This window comes from Streptomyces sp. NPDC050264 (assembly GCF_040655895.1).
Taxonomy (GTDB): Bacteria; Actinomycetota; Actinomycetes; order Streptomycetales; family Streptomycetaceae; genus Streptomyces.
Window position 1 is genome coordinate 125,240 of record NZ_JBFAKV010000020.1, and the last position, 18,539, is coordinate 143,778.

Below are 18,539 nucleotides of genomic sequence, written 5' to 3' on the forward strand. Positions count from 1 at the left end.
CTCGCTCATGCCTGCTTCAACTCCAGTGCGTCGAGGACGGCTTGCGCCACCTCGTCGGGACCACGGCCGTCGGTGGCCACGACCACCGCGGCCACCTCGGTGTACAGATGCCGTCGCGCCTCCATCAGCTCGCGCCACTGCTTGCGCGGGTTGACGGCGAGCAGCGGCCGGGCCACGTTCAGGCCGGTCCGCTTGGCCGCTTCGTCGACGTCCATCGAGAGATAGACGACGTGGTGGCCGGCGAGCAGCGCGCGGGTGTCGGCGTCGAGGATCGCGCCGCCGCCCAGGGCGAGGACCCCGTCGTGCTCGGCGAGCGCGGTTGCCACGGCGGCCTTCTCCAGGGCGCGGAAGCGGGCCTCGCCGTCGTCGACGAAGATCTCCGCGATGGTGCGGCCCTGCGCGCCCACGATGTCGTCGTCGGTGTCCCGGAAGACGGTGTCGAGGCGCTCCGCGAGCATGCCGCCCACGGTCGACTTGCCGACCCCCATCGGACCGACGAGGACGACCTTCGGCCCGCTCACCGGATCTGCAGGTTGTCGAGGTAGGACTGCACGTTGCGCCGCGTCTCGGGGACGCTGTCGCCGCCGAACTTCTCCGCGACCGCGTCCGCGAGGACCAGCGCGACCATGGCCTCGGCCACGATGCCGGCCGCCGGCACGGCCGAGACGTCGGAGCGCTGGTGGTGGGCCTGCGTGGCCTCGCCGGTGGCGACGTCCACGGTCCTGAGGGCGCGCGGCACGGTCGCGATCGGCTTCATCGCGGCGCGCACGCGCAGCAGTTCACCGGTGGACAGGCCGCCCTCGGTGCCGCCGGCGCGGCCGGAGACCCGGCGGATGCCCTCGGGGGTGTTGACGATCTCGTCGTGCGCCTGCGAGCCGGGGACCCGCGCGAGGTCGAAGCCGTCGCCGATCTCGACGCCCTTGATGGCCTGGATGCCCATGAGGGCGCCGGCGAGGCGGGCGTCCAGCTTGCGGTCCCAGTGCACGTGCGAGCCGAGACCGACCGGGACGCCGTAGGCGAGGACCTCGACGACGCCGCCCAGGGTGTCGCCGTCCTTGTGGGCCTGGTCGACTTCCGCCACCATCGCCTTGGAGGCGTCCGCGTCCAGGCAGCGCAGCGGGTCGGCGTCCAGCTTGTCCACGTCGGCGGGCGTCGGGTACACGCCCTGCGGCGCCTTGACCGAGCACAGTTCGACGACGTGGGAGACGATCTCGATCCCGGCCGTCTCCTTCAGGTACGACCGGGCGATCGCACCCAGCGCCACCCGCGCCGCGGTCTCCCGCGCCGACGCCCGCTCCAGGATCGGCCGCGCCTCGTCGAACCCGTACTTCTGCATCCCCGCGAGGTCCGCGTGACCGGGCCGCGGCCGGGTCAGCGGAGCGTTGCGCGCCAGACCGTCGAGGATCTCCGGGTCGACCGGGTCGGCCGCCATGACCTGGTCCCACTTGGGCCACTCGGTGTTGCCCACCATCACCGCGACCGGCGAACCCAGCGACAACCCGTGCCGGACGCCACCCAGGAAGGTGATCTCGTCCTGCTCGAACTTCATCCGCGCCCCGCGCCCATACCCAAGACGCCGCCTGGCCAGGTGGTCCGCCACCAACTCCGTGGTGATCGGAACGCCGGCGGGAAGCCCCTCCAGCGTCGCGACAAGTGCGGGTCCGTGCGACTCCCCCGCGGTCAGCCAGCGCAACCTGCTCAACGGTGCTCCTCATGCTCGCGCTCTGCGTTACGGCTCAACGGGCGGCACCGGGTGCGCAGCCCGGCCCCCACCGTGTGTCCCCGATCCTCCCATGCCCCGCATGCGGGCTGTCGCCCTGTCCGCCCTCCGGACGACGCGCCCCGGCCTCAGCCGAGCGCCCGCAACCCCGCCTCGCGCATCGCCGTGAGCACCGGACGCGTCTCGCCCGTGAACTGCTCGAACTGGAAGACGGCCTGGTGCACCAGCAGGTCGAGGCCGCTCAGCACCGCGCCGTCCCGCTGCTGCCAGACCGCCGCGAGCGGCGTCGGCCAGGGGTCGTAGACCACGTCGAACAGCGTGCCCACCCGGTCGGGCAGCTCGCCCGTCAGATGGTCCGTGCCGCCCTTGGGTGTCGTGGAGATCACCAGCGGTGCCTCGAAGGCCCGTGCCGCGTCCGCCCAGTCGGCGGTGCGCACCGCGACGCCGAGCCGCTCGCCCCAGCCGCGCATCTCGTCGGCCCGCTGTTCGCTGCGTACGTAGGCGACGACCTCGCCGGAGCAGATGCGGGAGAGCGCGGCGAGTGCCGACGAGGCGGTGGCGCCCGCGCCCAGGATCGCGGCCGACTCGACCTTGTCGACGCCGCGCTCGTTCAGCGCGGCCACGAGCCCGGGGATGTCGGTGTTGTCGCCGGTCCTGCGCCCGTCGGCGTGGCACACCACGGTGTTGACCGCCTCCACGGACGCCGCCGTGTCGGTGATCCCGTCGAGCAGCGGGATGACTGCCCGCTTGAGCGGCATCGTCAGGGACAGGCCGGCCCACTCGGACCCGAGCCCCGAGAGGAACCCCGCGAGGGCCGCCTCGTCGACGTCGAACCGGTCGTACGTCCAACCGTCCAGGCCCAGCGCCGCGTACGCCGCGGTGTGCAGCTGCGGGGAGAGGGAGTGGGCGATGGGCGAGCCGAGCACGGCCGCCCTGCGCGCGTCAGTTGCCCTGGCTGGCATTGAACTTGTCCCTCAGCCTCTCGAATTCGGCGTGGGTCTTCGCGAACTCCGTCTTGTCCATGCCGTCCGTGGCCACGAAGTACATCCAGCCGTCGGTCGTCGGGTTGAGCGCCGCGGCGAACGCCTCGTCACCGGGGTTGTCGATCGGCCCGGGCGGGAGACCCTTGCGCGTATAGGTGTTGTACAGATCCTTGTTGCTGTTGATCTCGGACTCGCCGATGTTGATCTTGCTCTGACCCTTGAGGTAGTTGAAGGTCGAGTCGAACTGCAGCAGCTGGTTGGTCTCCGTGTTCGTCGGCTTGAGGCGGTTGTAGACCACTTCTGCCATCCGCTGGAAGTCCTCGTGGGTCTTGCCCTCGGCCTGGACGAGACTGGCCACAGTGAGCACTTGCCAGGGGCTTTCAAGGCCGAGGGCCTTGGCCTTTTTCTCCAGGCCGAACTCGTCGTACTTGTCGTTGGCGCGGGAGACCATGTCCTTCAGGACGTCCTCGGGCTTCATGCCCTTGGCGGCCGCATAGCTCGACGGGAAGAGGAAGCCCTCGAGCGGATCCTTCAGGTTGGCGTGGTTCAACGCCCAGTCGGGCAGGCCGAGGCTCTTGTAGTCCTTCTTCGCGACCCCCGCCGTGGTGCCCTTGGCCACCCCGAGCTTGTCGTCGATCTTCGCGTAGACCGTCGCGTTGCGCGTCCCCTCCGGAATGGTCAGGTTGGCGCGGCTCTTCGGGCTGAGCAGCAGATCGACCGTGCTCGCGGCCGACATCTGTTTCTGCAGTACGTAGGCGCCTGCCTGGATCGACTTGCCCTTGGGGTCCGCCGACTGGGCCGCCACGAAGGCGTCGACGCTCTGGACGACACCTGCCTCTTTGAGCGCGCGCCCGATGTCGTAACCGCCCCAGCCCTTCTGGATGACGACGGTGACGTTCTCGCCGTTGCCTCCGCCGGAGAAGTCGGGCGCCGAGCCGAACCGGTCCTGGTAGAACTGGTAGCCGAAGTAGCCGACGCCACCGATACCGCCCGCGAAGACCACGGTCAGGACGAGGCAGGCGCAGCCGCTGCGGCGCTTCTTCGGTTTCTTGCCGCCGCGTCCGCGTCGGCCGCCCCGGCTCTCGCTCTCGTCTTCCTCGTCGTCGTCACCGCCGCTGAAGAACGCGTGTTCGCCCTGGTCGGGGCCCGCGTCCCACTCGGTCGCCTCCGGTTCGGGCGCGCGGCGACGGCCCGGCGGCTCGGGCGGCGGGTAGGCGCCGGGGGTGTTGTAGTAGTCCGGCTGTTCACCGTTGTACGCCGCGGTGTGGCCGGTGTTGTAGGGGTCCGTGGGGTCGGAGCCGTACGGGACCTGGCCGTGCGTGCCGGTGGTGTCCCAGCCGCCCTGCCCCTGCTGCCCGCCGTACGCCTGCTGCCCGTATCCCGGGTCCTGTCCGTACCCCGGGCCCTGTGCGTATCCGGGGTTCTGGGCGTAGTTCGGGTCCTGCCCGTGCTGCGGGCCCTGTGCGTACCCCGAGCCCTGCCCGTACCCGGATTGCTGTCCCGTCCCCCAGTCGCCTTCGTACGCCTGTTGCTGCTGATGCGGCTGCTGAGGGTCGTACTGCCCCTGGCCGCCGTAGGCAGGCTGGCCGTGTCCGGCCTGCTGCCCCCACCCCTGGTCCCCGTACAGGGGATCCTCAGGGTGCCACGGTTCGGAGCCTTGGCCCCGGCCATACTCAGTCATCGATCCCCTACAAGCCGCGAGGCGGGGAGGAACCCATGTACCGGTCCGGTCAGGAGGGCAACCGTTCCGCCTCTTGATGCTGTGCGGCGACTGTTCGAACGCCGCCGATCGCGCGGAACGTTACCGTATCGCGATCAGATGACCACTTCGACGCCCTCGCCGGGGGTATTACCTGACGCCCGTTCGGACTCCAGCGCCTGCTGCAGGATGATGACGGCCGCCGCCTGGTCGATGACAGACCGGCCCTTTTTGGACTTGACGCCTGAGGCGCGCAGGCCCTGACTGGCCGTCACTGTGGTCATCCTCTCGTCCAGGAGCCGTACCGGGACGGGGGCGATGCCACGGGCCAGTTCCGTCGCGAAGCCGCGGACCTTGACGGCCGCCGGGCCCTCGCCCCCCTTGAGGGAACGAGGGAGCCCGACGACGACCTCGATCGGCTCGTACTCCTCGACGAGTTGCTTCAGCCGCCGGTGGGCGGCCGGGACATCGCGTCCCGGCACCGTCTCGACAGGAGTCGCGAGGATCCCGTCGGGGTCGCAGGACGCGACCCCGATCCGGGCGTCCCCCACGTCGATCGCCAGCCGGCGGCCTCGGCGCATCAGTTGGCCGTCTCCGCGACGAGGCGCTCGACGGCGTCGATGGCGTCGCCGATGGCGGCCGGGTTCTGGCCGCCGCCCTGGGCGACGTCCGGCTTGCCGCCGCCACCGCCGCCGAGGGTCTTGGCGGCGGTGCGGACCAGGTCGCCGGCCTTGAGGCCGCGGTCGCGGGCCGCGTCGTTCGTGGCGATGACCGTGAGCGGCTTGCCATTGACCGTGGTGAAGAGGGCGACGACCGCGGCGCGGCCGCCCTGGACGCGGCCTCGAACATCGAGGACCAGCTTGCGCAGGTCGTCGGCGGTCGTGCCGTCCGGGACCTGGCCGGTGACGAGCGCGACGCCGCGGACGTCCTTGGCGGAGTCGACGAGGCCGCCGGCGGCCTGCAGGACCTTCTCCGCGCGGAACTTCTCGATCTCCTTCTCGGCGTCCTTGAGCTTGCCGAGCATCGCGGAGATCTTCTCGGGCAGCTCGTCGGCGCGGCCCTTGACCAGCTCCTGGAGCTGGGCGACGACCGTGTGCTCCTTCGCGAGGAAGTTGTACGCGTCGACGCCGACCAGGGCCTCGATGCGGCGCACACCGGAGCCGATGGACGATTCGCCGAGCAGCTTCACCAGGCCGAGCTGGGCGGTGTTGTGCACGTGCGTGCCGCCGCACAGCTCCTTGGAGAAGTCGCCGATGGTGACGACGCGGACGCGCTCGCCGTACTTCTCGCCGAACTCGGCGATGGCGCCCTGCTTCTTGGCGTCGTCGATCGACATGACCTCGGCCTGCACGTCGAGTTCCCGGGTCAGGACCTCGTTGATCTTCTGCTCGACGTCCGTCATCACGGCCGTGGGCACGGCGGACGGCGAACCGAAGTCGAAGCGGAAGCGGCCCGGCTGGTTCTCCGAACCGGCCTGGGCGGCCGTCGGGCCGAGCGCGTCGCGCAGCGCCTGGTGCGTGAGGTGCGTAGCGGAGTGGGCGCGGGCAATGGCCCGGCGACGCGACACGTCGATGACGGCCTGGGCCGGGGCTCCGACGGTGACCTCGCCGACCTGGACGACGCCCTTGTGGACGTACACGCCGGGGACCGGCTTCTGGCAGTCGCGGATCTCGATCACCGCGCCGTTGTCCAGCTTGATGCGGCCGGTGTCGCCGATCTGGCCGCCGCCCTCGGCGTAGAAGGGGGTGCGGTCGAGGACGACCTCGACCTCGTCGCCCTCGGTGGCGGCGGGCGACGAAGCGCCGTTCACCAGCAGGCCGACGATGGTGGACTCGCCGTCGGTCGAGGAGTAGCCGATGAAGTCGGTGGCACCGGCGGCGTCCGCGATCTCGCGGTAGGCGCCCATGTCGGCGTGGCCGGTCTTCTTGGCCTGCGCGTCGGCCTTGGCGCGCTCGCGCTGCTCCTTCATCAGGCGCCGGAAACCGTCCTCGTCCACGGACAGCCCCTGCTCGGCGGCCATCTCCAGGGTGAGGTCGATCGGGAAGCCCCAGGTGTCGTGGAGCAGGAACGCCTTGTCGCCGGCGAGGACCGACTGTCCGGCGGCCTTGGTCTCGGTGACGGCGGTGTCGAGGATGTTCGTGCCGCCCTTGAGGGCCTTGAGGAACGCGGCCTCCTCGGCGAGGGCGACGGTCTCGATGCGCTTGCGGTCGGAGATCAGCTCCGGGTACTGCTCGCCCATCGTGTCGATGACGACGCCGATCAGGTCGTTCACGACCTGGCCCGTGGCGCCGAGGATGCGCATGTTGCGGATGGCGCGGCGCATGATGCGGCGCAGCACGTACCCGCGCCCCTCGTTGCCCGGGGTGACGCCGTCGCCGATGAGCATGGCGGAGGTGCGGATGTGGTCGGCGACCACGCGGAGCGAGACGTCGGAGTCGTGCTTCTCGCCGTAGCGCACGCCGGTCAGCTCGGTGGCCTTGTCCATGACGACGCGCAGGGTGTCGGTCTCGTACATGTTCTGTACGCCCTGCAGGATCATGGCGAGACGCTCGAGGCCGAGACCCGTGTCGATGTTCTGCGACGGCAGGTCGCCGAGGATCTCGAAGTCCTCCTTGCCGATGCCCTGGCCGCGCTCGTACTGCATGAAGACCAGGTTCCAGATCTCCACGTACCGCTCGTCGTTGACGATCGGGCCACCCTCGGCGCCGAACTCGGGGCCGCGGTCGTAGTTGATCTCGGAGCAGGGGCCGCAGGGTCCGGGGACGCCCATGGACCAGAAGTTGTCCTTCTTGCCCAGGCGCTGGATGCGCTCCTTCGGTACGCCGACGACCTCGTGCCAGATCCGCTCGGCCTCGTCGTCGTCCAGGTACACGGTGATCCAGAGCTTCTCCGGCTCCAGGCCGTAACCGCCCTTGTCCTGGGGCGACGTGAGCAGCTCCCAGGCGTACTTGATGGCGCCTTCCTTGAAGTAGTCGCCGAACGAGAAGTTCCCGCACATCTGGAAGAACGTGCCGTGGCGGGTCGTCTTGCCGACCTCTTCGATGTCCGGCGTACGCACACACTTCTGCACGCTGGTGGCGCGCGGCGCGGGCGGCTTGACCTCGCCCAGGAAGTACGGCTTGAACGGGACCATGCCCGCCGGCACGAGCAGCAGAGTCGGGTCGTCCGCGATGAGCGACGCCGAGGGCACGACCTTGTGGCCACGCTCCTCGAAGAAGCTCAGCCAGCGGCGACGGATTTCAGCCGACTCCATCAGTGGTCCTCATTCCGATTGTTGTGCTTGTACGTCGTGTGAGCTGTGCCAGCGGTGCGCTGGGTGTTCTCGATGTATTTGGGCGGTGTCTTCGAGTGGTTCTCGACGACCGCGAAGCGGCGCGGCGCGGGCAGTTCGGGATCCACCGGGTCGCTCAGGCCCAGCGCGTCGCCGAGTTCGGCCTCGCGGTCGGCCATGTTGTCGCGGACGTCGAGAGCGAAGTCCTTGAGCTTGTGGCCTGCCTCGACCGCCTTGTTGGCGGCCTGCACGGCGAGGTTCTCGGGCGTCAGCTGCTTGAGCTTGCGGTTGACCTTGGTGGTGGCCCACACGCCGGCGGCAGCGCCGGCGGTGAACCAGAACGTACGGCGGAACATCGCTGGGTCAGTCCCTCTTATTCCGGTTGGCCCGCTTGGCTCGGCGCGCCTGCGGCACCGGGCGCCCCACGATCACGGTGCGACGGGTCTGCTTGGCGGGCGCGTCCTTGGCGCGGCCTCCGATGGCCCGGCGCACCCCGTATCCGAACGCGGCCACCTTGACCAGAGGGCCGCCGAAAGTGGAGGCCACGGTGGAGGAGAGCGCCGACGCGTTCGAGGTGACTTCCTGGACGTCCGAGGCGATGGCGTCGACCCGGTCGATCTGGGTCTGCGCGGAGCGCACGGCGGCGGAGGCGTCGGCGAGCAGCGGGACGGCCTGATCGGTCACGTCCGCGACCAGCTTCGTGGTCGCCCTGAGCGTCTGGGCCAGTCTCGCGAGTGCCACCGCGAGGAAGGAGACGAGAATCGCCCAGAAGACAGCCACGAGGATCCCGGCCACCTCTCCACCGGACACTTGGCACCGCTCCCTAGCTTGCCTGAACATCGAACCTGGACATCGAAAAGTCGTCCCCCGAGCCTATCGCGCCCCGCCCCGCACTCCCTACCGCATCCCGGCGCCGCGTGGGGTCATTCCGACCGGAGCGATTGTACGGACTGCGTACGGATGAGTACGCTCCGTACACCATGCGACGTTCTCCGCGCCCCGACAGCCCCCTCACCGCACCCCCACGCCCCGGCAACCTTCCTCACGAAATGAATCGTTTCGTCGGTCGCTCGGCCGAACTCGCCTCTCTGCGAAGGATGTTGGAGGCCGCGCGGCTGGTGACGGTCACCGGTGCCGGTGGTGTCGGCAAGTCCCGGTTCGCCGCGCATGTCGCCGCCCGCGCCCCCGAGCAGCTGCGCCGGGACGGCGTGTGGCGCGTGGAGCTGGCCACCGTACGGCAGCCGGAACTCGTCGAGTACACGGTCGTCGAGGCGCTGGGGCTGACCGATCACACCACGCGCCCGCCGCGCCAGGTACTGGTCGACCATCTCGCCGAGCGGCAACTCGTGCTCGTCGTCGACGGGTTCGAGCACCTCGTGGACGCGTGCGCCTCGCTCGTACGGGACTTGCTGCGGGCCGCGCCCGGGCTGCGGGTCGTCGCGGTGGGCCGCAGGCCGCTGTCGCTGGAGGGCGAGCGTCTGTTCCCGCTGGCCCCGTTGACGGCACAGGACGCCACGGAGCTGTTCGCGGACCGGGCGACGGCGCTGCTGCCCGGCTTCAGCCTGGACGACGGGCATCTGGTCGACGTCCAGGAGGTGTGCCGGCGGCTCGACTGCCTGCCGCTGGCGGTGGAGCTGGCCGCGGGGCGGCTGCGGGCCCTGTCGCCGACCCAGTTGATGGAGCGCCTCGACGACCGGTTCCGGCTGCTGACCGGCGGATGCCGGGACGCGCTGCCGCGCCACCAGACGCTCCGTACAGCGATCGGCTGGAGCCATGAGCTGTGCACGGCGCAGGAGCGGCTGCTGTGGGCGCGGCTCTCCGTGTTCTCCGGGCAGTTCGACCTGGAGGCGGCCGAGTACATCTGCAGCGGCGAGGGGCTGCCCGCGGACACGGTCCTGGACGTGCTGCAGGAGCTGCTCACGCAGTCCGTGGTGATCCGCGAGGAGTCGGCGGCCGGGGTGCGCTACCGGATGCTGGACACCGTGCGCGCGTACGGCGCCGAGTGGCTGGAGCAGACCGGCGACAGCTGCCGGATGCGGCGCAGGCACCGCGACTGGTACATGGGCCTGGCGACCTGGTGCGAACTGGACTGGTTCTCGCCGCGGCAGGGCGAGGTGGCGGCACGGATCGACGCGGAGCTGCCCAATCTGCGGGCGGCCCTCGAGTTCTGTCTGACCGAGCCGGGCGAGACGCATCTGGGCCAGTACCTGGCGGGCACGCTGTGGTTCTACTGGGCGGGCTGCGGGCGGCTCACGGAGGGCCGGCACTGGCTGAACCGCAGTGTCGACCTGATCGATCCCGCCGACGAGAACGAGGCCGACGAGGCGCTGTACTACGACGCCTACGGTGCCTCCCGGCTCAAGGCCCTGTGGGTGCTCGGGTACGTGGCGATCCTGCAGGGCGACACCGTGCCCGCGCTGGCGGCGCTGCAGGAGTGCCACGACGAGGCGGAGCGCGGCGGCGACGCGACGGCGCTCGCGTACGCGGTGCACCGCACCGGCTGCCTGGCCCTCGTCACGGACGACATGCCGCGCGCCGAGCAGCTGCTGCGGGCGGCGCTCACCAGCTACCGCGAGATCGGCGAGCTCAACAGCAATGTGCTGATGGGCCAGGTCGAACTGGCGATGGCGGTGGCGTTCCAGGGGGATCTGGCGGAGGCCGTATCGCTGTGCGAGGACGTACGGCAGGTGTGCGAGGACCACGGCGAGCGCTGGACCATGGCGTACGCGCTCTATGTCCTGGCGTACGCGGCGTGGCACCAGGGCGATCTGGTGCGGGCCCGGCGGTTCCTGGAGGAGTGCCTGGCCATCGAGCACGAGTTTCACGATCTGCTCGGCTCGGTGCTGGCGCTGGAACTGCTCGCGCTGGTCACGCAGGCGGAGGGGGACGCGGCGGAGGCCGCGGTGCTGCAGGGCGCGGCGGGCGGGATCTGGCCGTCGGTCGGGCTGCCGCTGTTCGGTTCGGGTCACTACAACGAGCCGCACGCGCTGTGCGAGACGCGGGCCCGCGCGGACCTGGGCGACGCCCGGTTCGAGGAACTGGCGCGCGCGGGCGAGCGGTTGGGGCACGACGAGGCCGTGGCCCGGGCGCTCGGCCGGGACGGGGGCAGGCCCGCGACGGCGCCGGTGCGCACCGCCCGTCCGAGCACCCCGGAAAAACGTGAACCCGCCGCCTCCCCCACCGCGAACGGCGGGGAGACGACGGGCTGAAACGCAGGGTGAGCTGCGTCCGCTGGTCGGTCAGCGGGCGTAGTACTCGACGACGAGCTGCTCGTCGCAGATCACGGGGATCTCCTTGCGGTTCGGGTCACGGTCCAGGCGGAAGGCCAGGGCCTTCAGGTTCACCTGGAGGTAACGCGGGGTCTCGCCGTCGGGGGCGAAGCCACCCTCACGCGCGACCTGGAACAGCGGCTTCTCGCGGCTGCGCTCGCGGACCATCACGACGTCGTCGGGACGGACACGGAACGACGGCTTGTCGACCTTGCCACCGTTGACCTCGATGTGGCCGTGCACGACCATCTGGCGGGCCTGGTAGATCGTGCGGGCGATGCCCGAACGCAGCAGGAGCGCGTCAAGACGACGCTCGAGCTCGATGACCAGGGCCTCGCCGGTCTTGCCTTCGGCCTTCTTGGCGCGGTCGTAGGCGCGGGCCATCTGCTTCTCGCTGATGTCGTACTGCGCGCGCAGACGCTGCTTCTCGAGCAGACGGACCTTGTAGTCCGAGTTCTGCTTGCGGCCACGGCCGTGCTCGCCCGGCGGGTAGGGGCGGGCCTCGAAGTACTTGACGGCCTTCGGGGTCAGCGCGATGCCGAGGGCACGCGACTTCTTGACCTTGGGGCGGGACTGGTTCGTCATGAACCAAACACCTCATGTTTTCGATGCGAATACGGCTTCACCAGGGTTTGGGGAGGTCGCATCCGCAGCTCGGGAAACCCCTCACGTCACAAGGACGCGCAGGGCAGCCGCTCCCGAATCTGGGCACATACGTGCAGTACGCGAGTGGCCCACCGACCCAGTCCCGGAATCCGGGGAGGTGGTGGGCTGCCCGCGACACCCTCGAAGGTGCGCGACGCTCCTGGATCCCCTTGCCTCGCGGTGTGGGGGATCCGGCTGGATGTCCCGTTCTGGTGATGCCGGTCTCCCTTTCGGGACACCGGGCGCGGGACGCAGCACTTCGCAGAAGTCTACCGGATCAGCTCGGGGCGGATCGCCGCCGGGGTGACGGTCACCTCCGTGGTGGGCCGGCTCACCCGCCGCCCTCGCCCCGCAGCCTCTCCCGGACCCGCTCCACCACGTCGGCGTACCGCGCCTCGGCCCCGTACCGCGTCGGCTCGTAGTACCGCCGCCCGGCGATCGCGTCCGGCGCGTACTGCTGGGCCGCGATGCCGCCCGGCACATCGTGCGGGTACACATATCCCTGCGCGTGGCCGAGCTTGGCGGCGCCCTTGTAGTGGCCGTCCCGCAGATGCGGCGGGACCGGCCCCGCGAGGCCCTTGCGCACGTCCTCCATGGCGGCGCCGATGGCCGTCGTCGCCGCGTTCGACTTCGGGGCCAGGGCCAGGGCGATCGTGGCGTGGCTCAGCGTGAGGGCGGCCTCGGGAAAGCCGATCATCGCGACGGCCTGGGCCGCGGCGACCGCCGTGGGCAGCGCCGTCGGATCGGCGAGGCCGATGTCCTCGCTGGCCGAGATCATGAGGCGGCGGGCGATGAAGCGCGGGTCCTCGCCGGCCTCGATCATGCGGGCCAGATAGTGCAGGGCCGCGTCCACGTCCGAACCGCGGATCGACTTGATCAGGGCGCTCGCCACGTCGTAGTGCTGGTCGCCGTCCCGGTCGTACTTCACCGCGGCGCGGTTGACCGTCTCCTCGACGCTTTCCAGGGTGATGGACGCCTCGCCCTTGTCGAAGGCAGCGCCGGCGGCCGCTTCCAGGGCCGTCAGCGCACGGCGCGCGTCACCGCCCGCTACCCGCAGCAGGTGCTCCTCGGCGTCCTCGTCGAGCACCAGGGCGCCGTCCAGGCCCCGCTCCTCGGCCAGCGCCCGGGCCAGCAGGCCGCGCAGGTCGTCGTCGGTGAGCGATTCGAGGGTCAGCAGGAGGGAGCGGGAGAGCAGCGGGGAGATCACCGAGAAGTACGGGTTCTCCGTGGTCGCCGCGATCAGCGTCACCCAGCGGTTCTCGACCGCGGGCAGCAGCGAGTCCTGCTGGGCCTTGCTGAAGCGGTGGATCTCGTCGAGGAAGAGGACGGTCTCCTTGCCGTGACCGCCCATCGCGCGCCGGGCGCCCTCGATGACGGCGCGGACCTCCTTGACGCCCGCGGTGATCGCGGACAGCTCCACGAACCGCTTGTTCGTCGCCTTCGAGACGACGTACGCCAGGGTCGTCTTGCCGGTGCCCGGCGGCCCCCAGAGGATGACCGACGACACTCCTGCCGGGCCCGACCCTCCTGAGCCGCCCTCGCCGACCAGCCGGCGCAGCGGCGAGCCCTGCTTGAGCAGGTGCTGCTGTCCGACGACTTCGTCGAGGGTGCGCGGGCGCATCCGTACGGCCAGGGGACTCGCGGACGGGTCCTTCTCCTGGCGCTCTTCGGCTGCGGCGGTGAACAGGTCGGGCTCCACGGGGAAAACCCTATGTCACGGCAGTGACAACGCCGCGGGCAGCGTTCGCGGACGGGCTCTCAGGCCCAGAGCTTGTCGCCCCAGCGCGTGAAGATCAGCACGACGATGATGCCGATGTGCACGACGGGCAGCGCCCAGGTGAAGTCCGCGAAGAACGTCTTGAGCCAGCGCGGCGCCGGCAGGAAGTCGTTGCGGATGTTGAACGAGGTGACGTACCAGAACATCAGGATCGTGGCGACCCAGGCGAGGGAGCACCACAGGCACAGCGCGTTGATCCGGTACAGCGACTGGAACTGCAGCCAGGTGACGAATCCGACGCCGAAGAGGCAGCCGGCGTTGAAGACGAGCCAGTACCAGCGCGGGAAGCGGGCCCGCCCGAGGAGGCTCATGCCGACGCAAATCACGATGCCGTACGCGACGAGGCCGAGCATCGGGTTCGGGAAGCCGAAGACCGATGCCTGGTCGCTCTTCATGATGTTGCCGCAGGAGATCACCGGGTTGATGGAGCAGCCCGGCGTGAAGCCCGGGTCTTCCAGCAGCTTGAACTTGTCGATCGTGATGACCCACGCGGCGAGCACACCCGCCGCTCCGGTGATCACCAGAAGCAGCGCGAACGCGCGGCTGCCGCCGACGGAACGCGGCCCGCCTCCGGCGTCCGTGGAGCGGGAGACGCTGTCGCTTGCTGTCGCGGTGTTGGTCGTCTTGCTCATCACGCCGATCCGTGGGTGAGTGGTGGGGCTTGCGGGCAGAGTCATTCTGCCGTACAGACGCCGCTGTTCACCGTTCGATACGCATAAGCGGGGTCGCGGGGTCCTGCCCCGGACCCCGCTTCGCGGAAGATCAGCCGAGCTTGCTCTTCAGGACGGGCACGATCTCGTCCACCGCGACGGCGGCCTGCTCGCCGGACTCCATGTCCTTGAGCTGCACGACGCCCTCGGCGAGGTCTCGCTCACCGGCGACGATCGTGTAGCGGGCACCCGAGCGGTTGGCGTTCTTCATGGCGCCCTTGAGCCCCTTGCCCCCGAACGAGAAGTCCGCGGAGACGCCGGCCCGGCGCAACTCCGTCACCTTGGTGAACAGCACGCGGCGCGCCTCGTCGCCGAGCGGCACCGCGAACACGCTGGTGGTGGCGGGCAGTTCGAGCTCCACGCCCTCCGCCTCCAGGGCGAGGACCGTGCGGTCGACACCGAGGGCCCAGCCGACGGACGGCAGCGACGGGCCGCCGATCATCTCGGACAGGCCGTCGTAGCGGCCGCCGCCGCCCACCGCGGACTGCGAACCGAGACCGTCGTGGACGAACTCGAAGGTCGTACGGGTGTAGTAGTCGAGGCCGCGCACGAGCTTCTCGTCGTCCTCGAAGGCGACTCCCTCGGCGAGCAGCAGCTCCCGCACCTGCTCGTGGTACGCCTTGCACGCGTCGCACAGGTAGTCGCGCAGCGAGGGCGCGCCCACGAGCTGCTTCTGTACCTCGGCCCGCTTGTCGTCGAGGACGCGCAGCGGGTTGATGTCGGCGCGGCGCAGCGTCTCCTCGTCGAGATCCAGGCCGCGCAGGAACTCCTGGAGGGCGGCCCGGTAGACGGGACGGCACTCCTTGTCGCCCAGCGAGTTGAGCAGGATGCGGAAGTCGCGCAGGCCCAGCGAGCGGTACGCCTGGTCGGCCAGGATGATCAACTCGGCGTCCAGCGCCGGGTCCTCGGCACCGATCGCCTCGGCACCGACCTGGGAGAAGTGGCGGTAGCGGCCCTTCTGAGGGCGCTCGTAGCGGTAGTAGGAGCCCGAGTACCAGAGCTTGACCGGGAGGTTGCCCGCCTTGTGCAGGTTGGCCTCCAGGGCCGCGCGCAGCACGGACGCGGTGCCCTCGGGGCGCAGCGCGAGCTTGTCGCCGCCCTTGGTCTCGAAGGCGTACATCTCCTTGGTGACGATGTCGGTGGACTCACCGACACCGCGCGCGAACAGCTCGACGCTCTCGAAGCCGGGCGTCTCGATGTAGCCGTAGCCGGAGTTGCGCAGCGGACCGGAGATCGCCTCGCGCACCGCGAGGAACTTCGCGGAGTCCGGCGGAAGCAGGTCGTACGTGCCCTTGGGGGCCTGAAAGGTGCTCACGGGAAGTCTTCGTCACATTCCTCGTCGGGGAGCCTCGGTCGAGGGTCCCTGGCCGGCGGCCACCTGCCGCAGATACGGGTTGGTGGCGCGCTCCTGGCCGATGGTCGTCTGGGAGCCGTGCCCGGAGAGGACCACGGTCGAGTCGTCGAGCGGCAGGCACACGCGGGCCAGCGATTCGAGCATGTCGTCCATGGAGCCACCGGGCATGTCGGTGCGTCCGATGGAGCCGGCGAAGAGCAGGTCACCCGAGAAGAACACCTGCGGAATCTCCGCGGTCTCGGGCATCCGGAACGCCACCGACCCCTTGGTATGGCCAGGCGCGTGCGCGACGGTGAAGTCGAGCCCGGCGAGCTTCAGGGCGGCGCCGTCGGTCAGCTCCCGTACGTCGTCGGGCTCCCCCACGGTGAGCTCGCCCATCAGCGGCATGCCGATGGAGCGGCCGATGCCCTTCTCCGGGTCGCTCATCATGTAGCGGTCGGCGGGGTGGATCCACGCCGGGACGTCGTGCGCCCCGCAGACCGGGACGACCGAGGCGACATGGTCGATGTGCCCGTGCGTGAGGACGACGGCGACCGGCTTGAGCCGGTGCTTCTTGAGCGCTTCCTCGACTCCCTGGGCGGCCTGGTGGCCCGGGTCGATGATCACGCACTCCTCACCGGCGGCGGGGGCAACCAGGTAACAGTTGGTGCCCCAGGCCCCGGCCGGGAACCCGGCAATCAGCACGATCGTCCTTCGTATGTCGTCGGTAAGTCGTCGATACGCCGTCGGTACGCCGTCGCGACAACGGAATGCGGCAGATCACAGCCTACCGGCGCTGCCGATTCCACAGCGAACCCATATACGGTACGGGGCACCAGCCGACGGCCCGCACCAGAGGTCACGAGACGTACGAGGAGAACACCCGGTGGTCACCAAGGATCAGCGGCAGCGTCAGCTCGCCCGGGAGAAGTTCCTGCGCCAGCAGCAGCGGCGCGAGTCCGCGCGACGCAAGGCGCGCACCCGCAACACCGTGATCGCCGCGGTGCTCGCGGTGGCCGTGCTCGGCACGGGTGGCGCGTACGCCGCCGGCGCTTTCAAGAGTGACGACAAGAAGGCCACCGCCGGCTCGGAGCCGAGCGCGAGCCCGTCGGCGTCGAAGGCGCCGGACCCGTGCGAGAAGCCCGCCGCGGGGAAGGCGAAGACGGCTACCTGGAAGAAGGAGCCGGCGATGACCATCGACAAGTCCGCGGACTATTCGATGAAGCTCGCCACGACCTGCGGCGACATCGGCATCGACCTGAAGGCGTCAGCAGCCCCGCACACGGTCAACTCGTTCAACTACCTGGCGAGCAAGGGCTTCCTCGACCACACCAAGTGCCACCGCCTCACCACCGAGGGCATCTACGTGCTGCAGTGCGGTGACCCGACGGGCACCGGCCAGGGCGGCCCGGGGTACACGATCCCGGACGAGAACCTGAAGGACTCCTCCCTGAAGAAGGCGGAGAAGTCTCAGGGCACACAGCTGTACACGTACCCGGCGGGCACCATCGCGATGGCGAACACGGGGCAGAAGCACACGGGCGGAAGCCAGTTCTTCCTCGTCTACAAGGCCAGCAAGCTGCCTGCCACGTACACCCCGTTCGGGACCATTTCCGACTCCGGAATGAAGGTTTTGAACAAGATTGCCAAGGCCGGTGCACAAGCTGCGGACCAGACGACCGGTAACACCGCACCGAACGCGACCGTGGTGATCAACAAGGGGACTGTGACCAAGTCCTGACCTGCCAGCTGCCAAACTTCGGTCGCGCGGGATGCGGACAGCCGCCCCGCCGGTCGCCTATGTTGGCGGTGACGAAACTGTGGACGATGCCCGGGGGCCCACGAGTCCCCCGCAGGCATCATGTGGAGGAGGCGCTGTGAGCAGCGACCCGTGGGGACGCGTCGACGAGACGGGGACCGTGTACGTGCGTTCGGCCGACGGCACTGAGCGAGTGGTCGGCTCGTGGCAGGCTGGATCCCCTGACGAGGCCCTGGCCTACTTCAAGCGCAAGTACGACGGTCTGGTCGTCGAGATCGGGCTCCTCGAGCGCCGGGTGCAGACGACCGACCTGTCGGCGAAGGACGCCTCGACCGCCATCGAGCACCTGCGGGACCAGGTCACGGACGCGCACGCGATCGGTGACCTGGACTCCCTGGGCAAGCGGCTCGACAAGCTGGTGGAGTCGGTCGAGTCGCGCCGCGAGGAACGCAAGGTCCAGAAGGCCAAGCAGTCCGACGAGGCGCGGCACGCCAAGGAGGCGCTGGTCGTCGAGGCGGAGGAGCTGGCCCAGTCCGAGCAGTGGCGGGCGGCCGGTGAGCGGCTGCGCGCCCTGGTGGACACCTGGAAGGGGCTGCCGCGGCTCGACCGCAAGTCGGACGACGAGCTGTGGCACCGCTTCTCGCACGCCCGGTCGGCGTTCTCCAAGCGCCGCAAGGCGCACTTCGCGTCCCTGGACGCGCAGCGCGAGGAGGCCCGCAAGGCCAAGGAGCAGTTGGTCGCCGAGGCCGAGGCGCTGTCGAACTCGCAGGACTGGGGTACCACGGCGGCCCGGTACCGCGAGCTGATGACGGACTGGAAGGCGGCGGGCCGGGCCCAGCGCGAGCACGAGGACGACCTGTGGAACCGCTTCCGCGGCGCCCAGGACGTGTTCTTCGCGGCGCGCAGTTCGGTCTTCGCCGAACGGGACGCCGAGCAGGGCGAGAACCTCAAGCTCAAGGAGGAGCTGGCCGACGAGGCCGAGAAGCTCCTGCCGGTCGGCGACCTGAAGGCGGCCCGCGCCGCGTTCCGCTCGCTCAACGAGCGCTGGGAGGCCATCGGTCACGTGCCGCGCGACGCCCGCCCGAAGGTCGAGGGCCGGATGCACGCGGTGGAGCGGGCCATCCAGGAGTCCGAGGAGACCGAGTGGCGCCGGACGAACCCGGAGGCACGCGCGCGTGCCGCGGGTCTGACGGGTCAACTGCAGGCGGCGGTCGACAAGTTGACGGGCCAGATCGAGCAGGCCCGCGCGCAGAACAACAACGCCAAGGCGGACAAGCTCCAGCGGGAGCTGGACGGCCGCCAGGCGCTGCTCGACCAGGCGCTCAAGGGCCTGGAGGAGTTCGGCGGCTGAGCCTGCCGAGCACCCGCTCGCG

At 70.1% G+C, this 18,539-nt stretch carries 16 protein-coding genes; 3 read left to right on the plus strand and 13 right to left on the minus strand.

The window, feature by feature from the left end; all coding sequences use genetic code 11:
- Positions 1 to 5 precede the first annotated feature (5 nt).
- The 8 genes from AB0J02_RS30535 to AB0J02_RS30570 form a co-directional block, all read right to left on the minus strand.
- Complete coding sequence (locus AB0J02_RS30535; protein ID WP_363197033.1) at positions 6 to 521, minus strand: shikimate kinase; 516 nt, start codon at positions 519 to 521, stop codon at positions 6 to 8.
- Complete coding sequence (gene aroC, locus AB0J02_RS30540) at positions 518 to 1,702, minus strand: chorismate synthase (protein WP_363197034.1); 1,185 nt, start codon at positions 1,700 to 1,702, stop codon at positions 518 to 520. The genes AB0J02_RS30535 and aroC overlap by 4 nt, the downstream gene beginning before the upstream one ends.
- 146 nt (positions 1,703 to 1,848) lie before the next feature.
- A complete protein-coding gene (locus AB0J02_RS30545) occupies positions 1,849 to 2,682 on the minus strand; it encodes a shikimate dehydrogenase (protein WP_363197035.1) in 834 nt (277 codons plus the stop codon).
- The gene (gene mltG, locus AB0J02_RS30550) at positions 2,663 to 4,384 is read right to left on the minus strand and encodes an endolytic transglycosylase MltG (RefSeq protein ID WP_363197036.1); all 1,722 of its coding nucleotides are present in this window, start codon (positions 4,382 to 4,384) and stop codon (positions 2,663 to 2,665) included. Before mltG ends, AB0J02_RS30545 begins: the two co-directional genes overlap by 20 nt.
- Positions 4,385 to 4,518: 134 nt before the next feature.
- Positions 4,519 to 4,983 carry a Holliday junction resolvase RuvX gene (ruvX, locus tag AB0J02_RS30555; protein ID WP_363197037.1) on the minus strand — a complete coding sequence of 155 codons (465 nt, stop codon included), beginning with the start codon at positions 4,981 to 4,983 and terminating at the stop codon, positions 4,519 to 4,521.
- On the minus strand, positions 4,983 to 7,655 hold the full coding sequence (gene alaS, locus AB0J02_RS30560) for an alanine--tRNA ligase (RefSeq protein WP_363197038.1): 2,673 nt from the start codon (positions 7,653 to 7,655) through the stop codon (positions 4,983 to 4,985). Before alaS ends, ruvX begins: the two co-directional genes overlap by 1 nt.
- Positions 7,655 to 8,029 (minus strand): DUF6167 family protein, encoded by a 375-nt coding sequence (locus AB0J02_RS30565; RefSeq protein ID WP_363197039.1) that lies wholly within the window; start codon positions 8,027 to 8,029, stop codon positions 7,655 to 7,657. Before AB0J02_RS30565 ends, alaS begins: the two co-directional genes overlap by 1 nt.
- Positions 8,030 to 8,036: 7 nt before the next feature.
- Entirely contained in the window at positions 8,037 to 8,483 is a 447-nt protein-coding gene (locus tag AB0J02_RS30570) for a DUF948 domain-containing protein (RefSeq protein ID WP_363197040.1), read from the minus strand.
- 170 nt (positions 8,484 to 8,653) lie between these two features.
- On the opposite strand from AB0J02_RS30570, the gene AB0J02_RS30575 reads away from it, so the two are divergent.
- Complete coding sequence (locus tag AB0J02_RS30575) at positions 8,654 to 10,882, plus strand: AAA family ATPase (protein WP_363197041.1); 2,229 nt, start codon at positions 8,654 to 8,656, stop codon at positions 10,880 to 10,882.
- A 30-nt stretch (positions 10,883 to 10,912) separates the two neighbouring features.
- Here AB0J02_RS30575 and rpsD read toward each other — a convergent pair whose 3' ends face one another.
- From rpsD to AB0J02_RS30600, 5 genes are all read right to left on the minus strand, one after another.
- A complete protein-coding gene (gene rpsD / locus AB0J02_RS30580) occupies positions 10,913 to 11,527 on the minus strand; it encodes a 30S ribosomal protein S4 (RefSeq protein WP_356495324.1) in 615 nt (204 codons plus the stop codon).
- A gap of 391 nt (positions 11,528 to 11,918) precedes the next feature.
- Complete coding sequence (locus AB0J02_RS30585) at positions 11,919 to 13,286, minus strand: replication-associated recombination protein A (RefSeq protein WP_363197042.1); 1,368 nt, start codon at positions 13,284 to 13,286, stop codon at positions 11,919 to 11,921.
- Positions 13,287 to 13,345: 59 nt separating this feature from the next.
- Positions 13,346 to 13,996 carry a vitamin K epoxide reductase family protein gene (locus AB0J02_RS30590; protein ID WP_363197043.1) on the minus strand — a complete coding sequence of 217 codons (651 nt, stop codon included), beginning with the start codon at positions 13,994 to 13,996 and terminating at the stop codon, positions 13,346 to 13,348.
- A 130-nt stretch (positions 13,997 to 14,126) separates the two neighbouring features.
- Positions 14,127 to 15,389, minus strand: a complete 1,263-nt coding sequence (gene hisS / locus AB0J02_RS30595) for a histidine--tRNA ligase (protein WP_363197044.1) — start codon at positions 15,387 to 15,389, stop codon at positions 14,127 to 14,129.
- 12 nt (positions 15,390 to 15,401) lie between these two features.
- Entirely contained in the window at positions 15,402 to 16,112 is a 711-nt protein-coding gene (locus tag AB0J02_RS30600) for an MBL fold metallo-hydrolase (protein ID WP_363197045.1), read from the minus strand.
- A 181-nt stretch (positions 16,113 to 16,293) separates the two neighbouring features.
- On the opposite strand from AB0J02_RS30600, the gene AB0J02_RS30605 reads away from it, so the two are divergent.
- Both AB0J02_RS30605 and AB0J02_RS30610 read left to right on the plus strand, forming a co-directional pair.
- Complete coding sequence (locus AB0J02_RS30605) at positions 16,294 to 17,148, plus strand: peptidylprolyl isomerase (RefSeq protein ID WP_363197046.1); 855 nt, start codon at positions 16,294 to 16,296, stop codon at positions 17,146 to 17,148.
- Between the two features lie 136 nt (positions 17,149 to 17,284).
- Complete coding sequence (locus tag AB0J02_RS30610) at positions 17,285 to 18,517, plus strand: DUF349 domain-containing protein (RefSeq protein WP_363197047.1); 1,233 nt, start codon at positions 17,285 to 17,287, stop codon at positions 18,515 to 18,517.
- Positions 18,518 to 18,539: the final 22 nt, after the last annotated feature.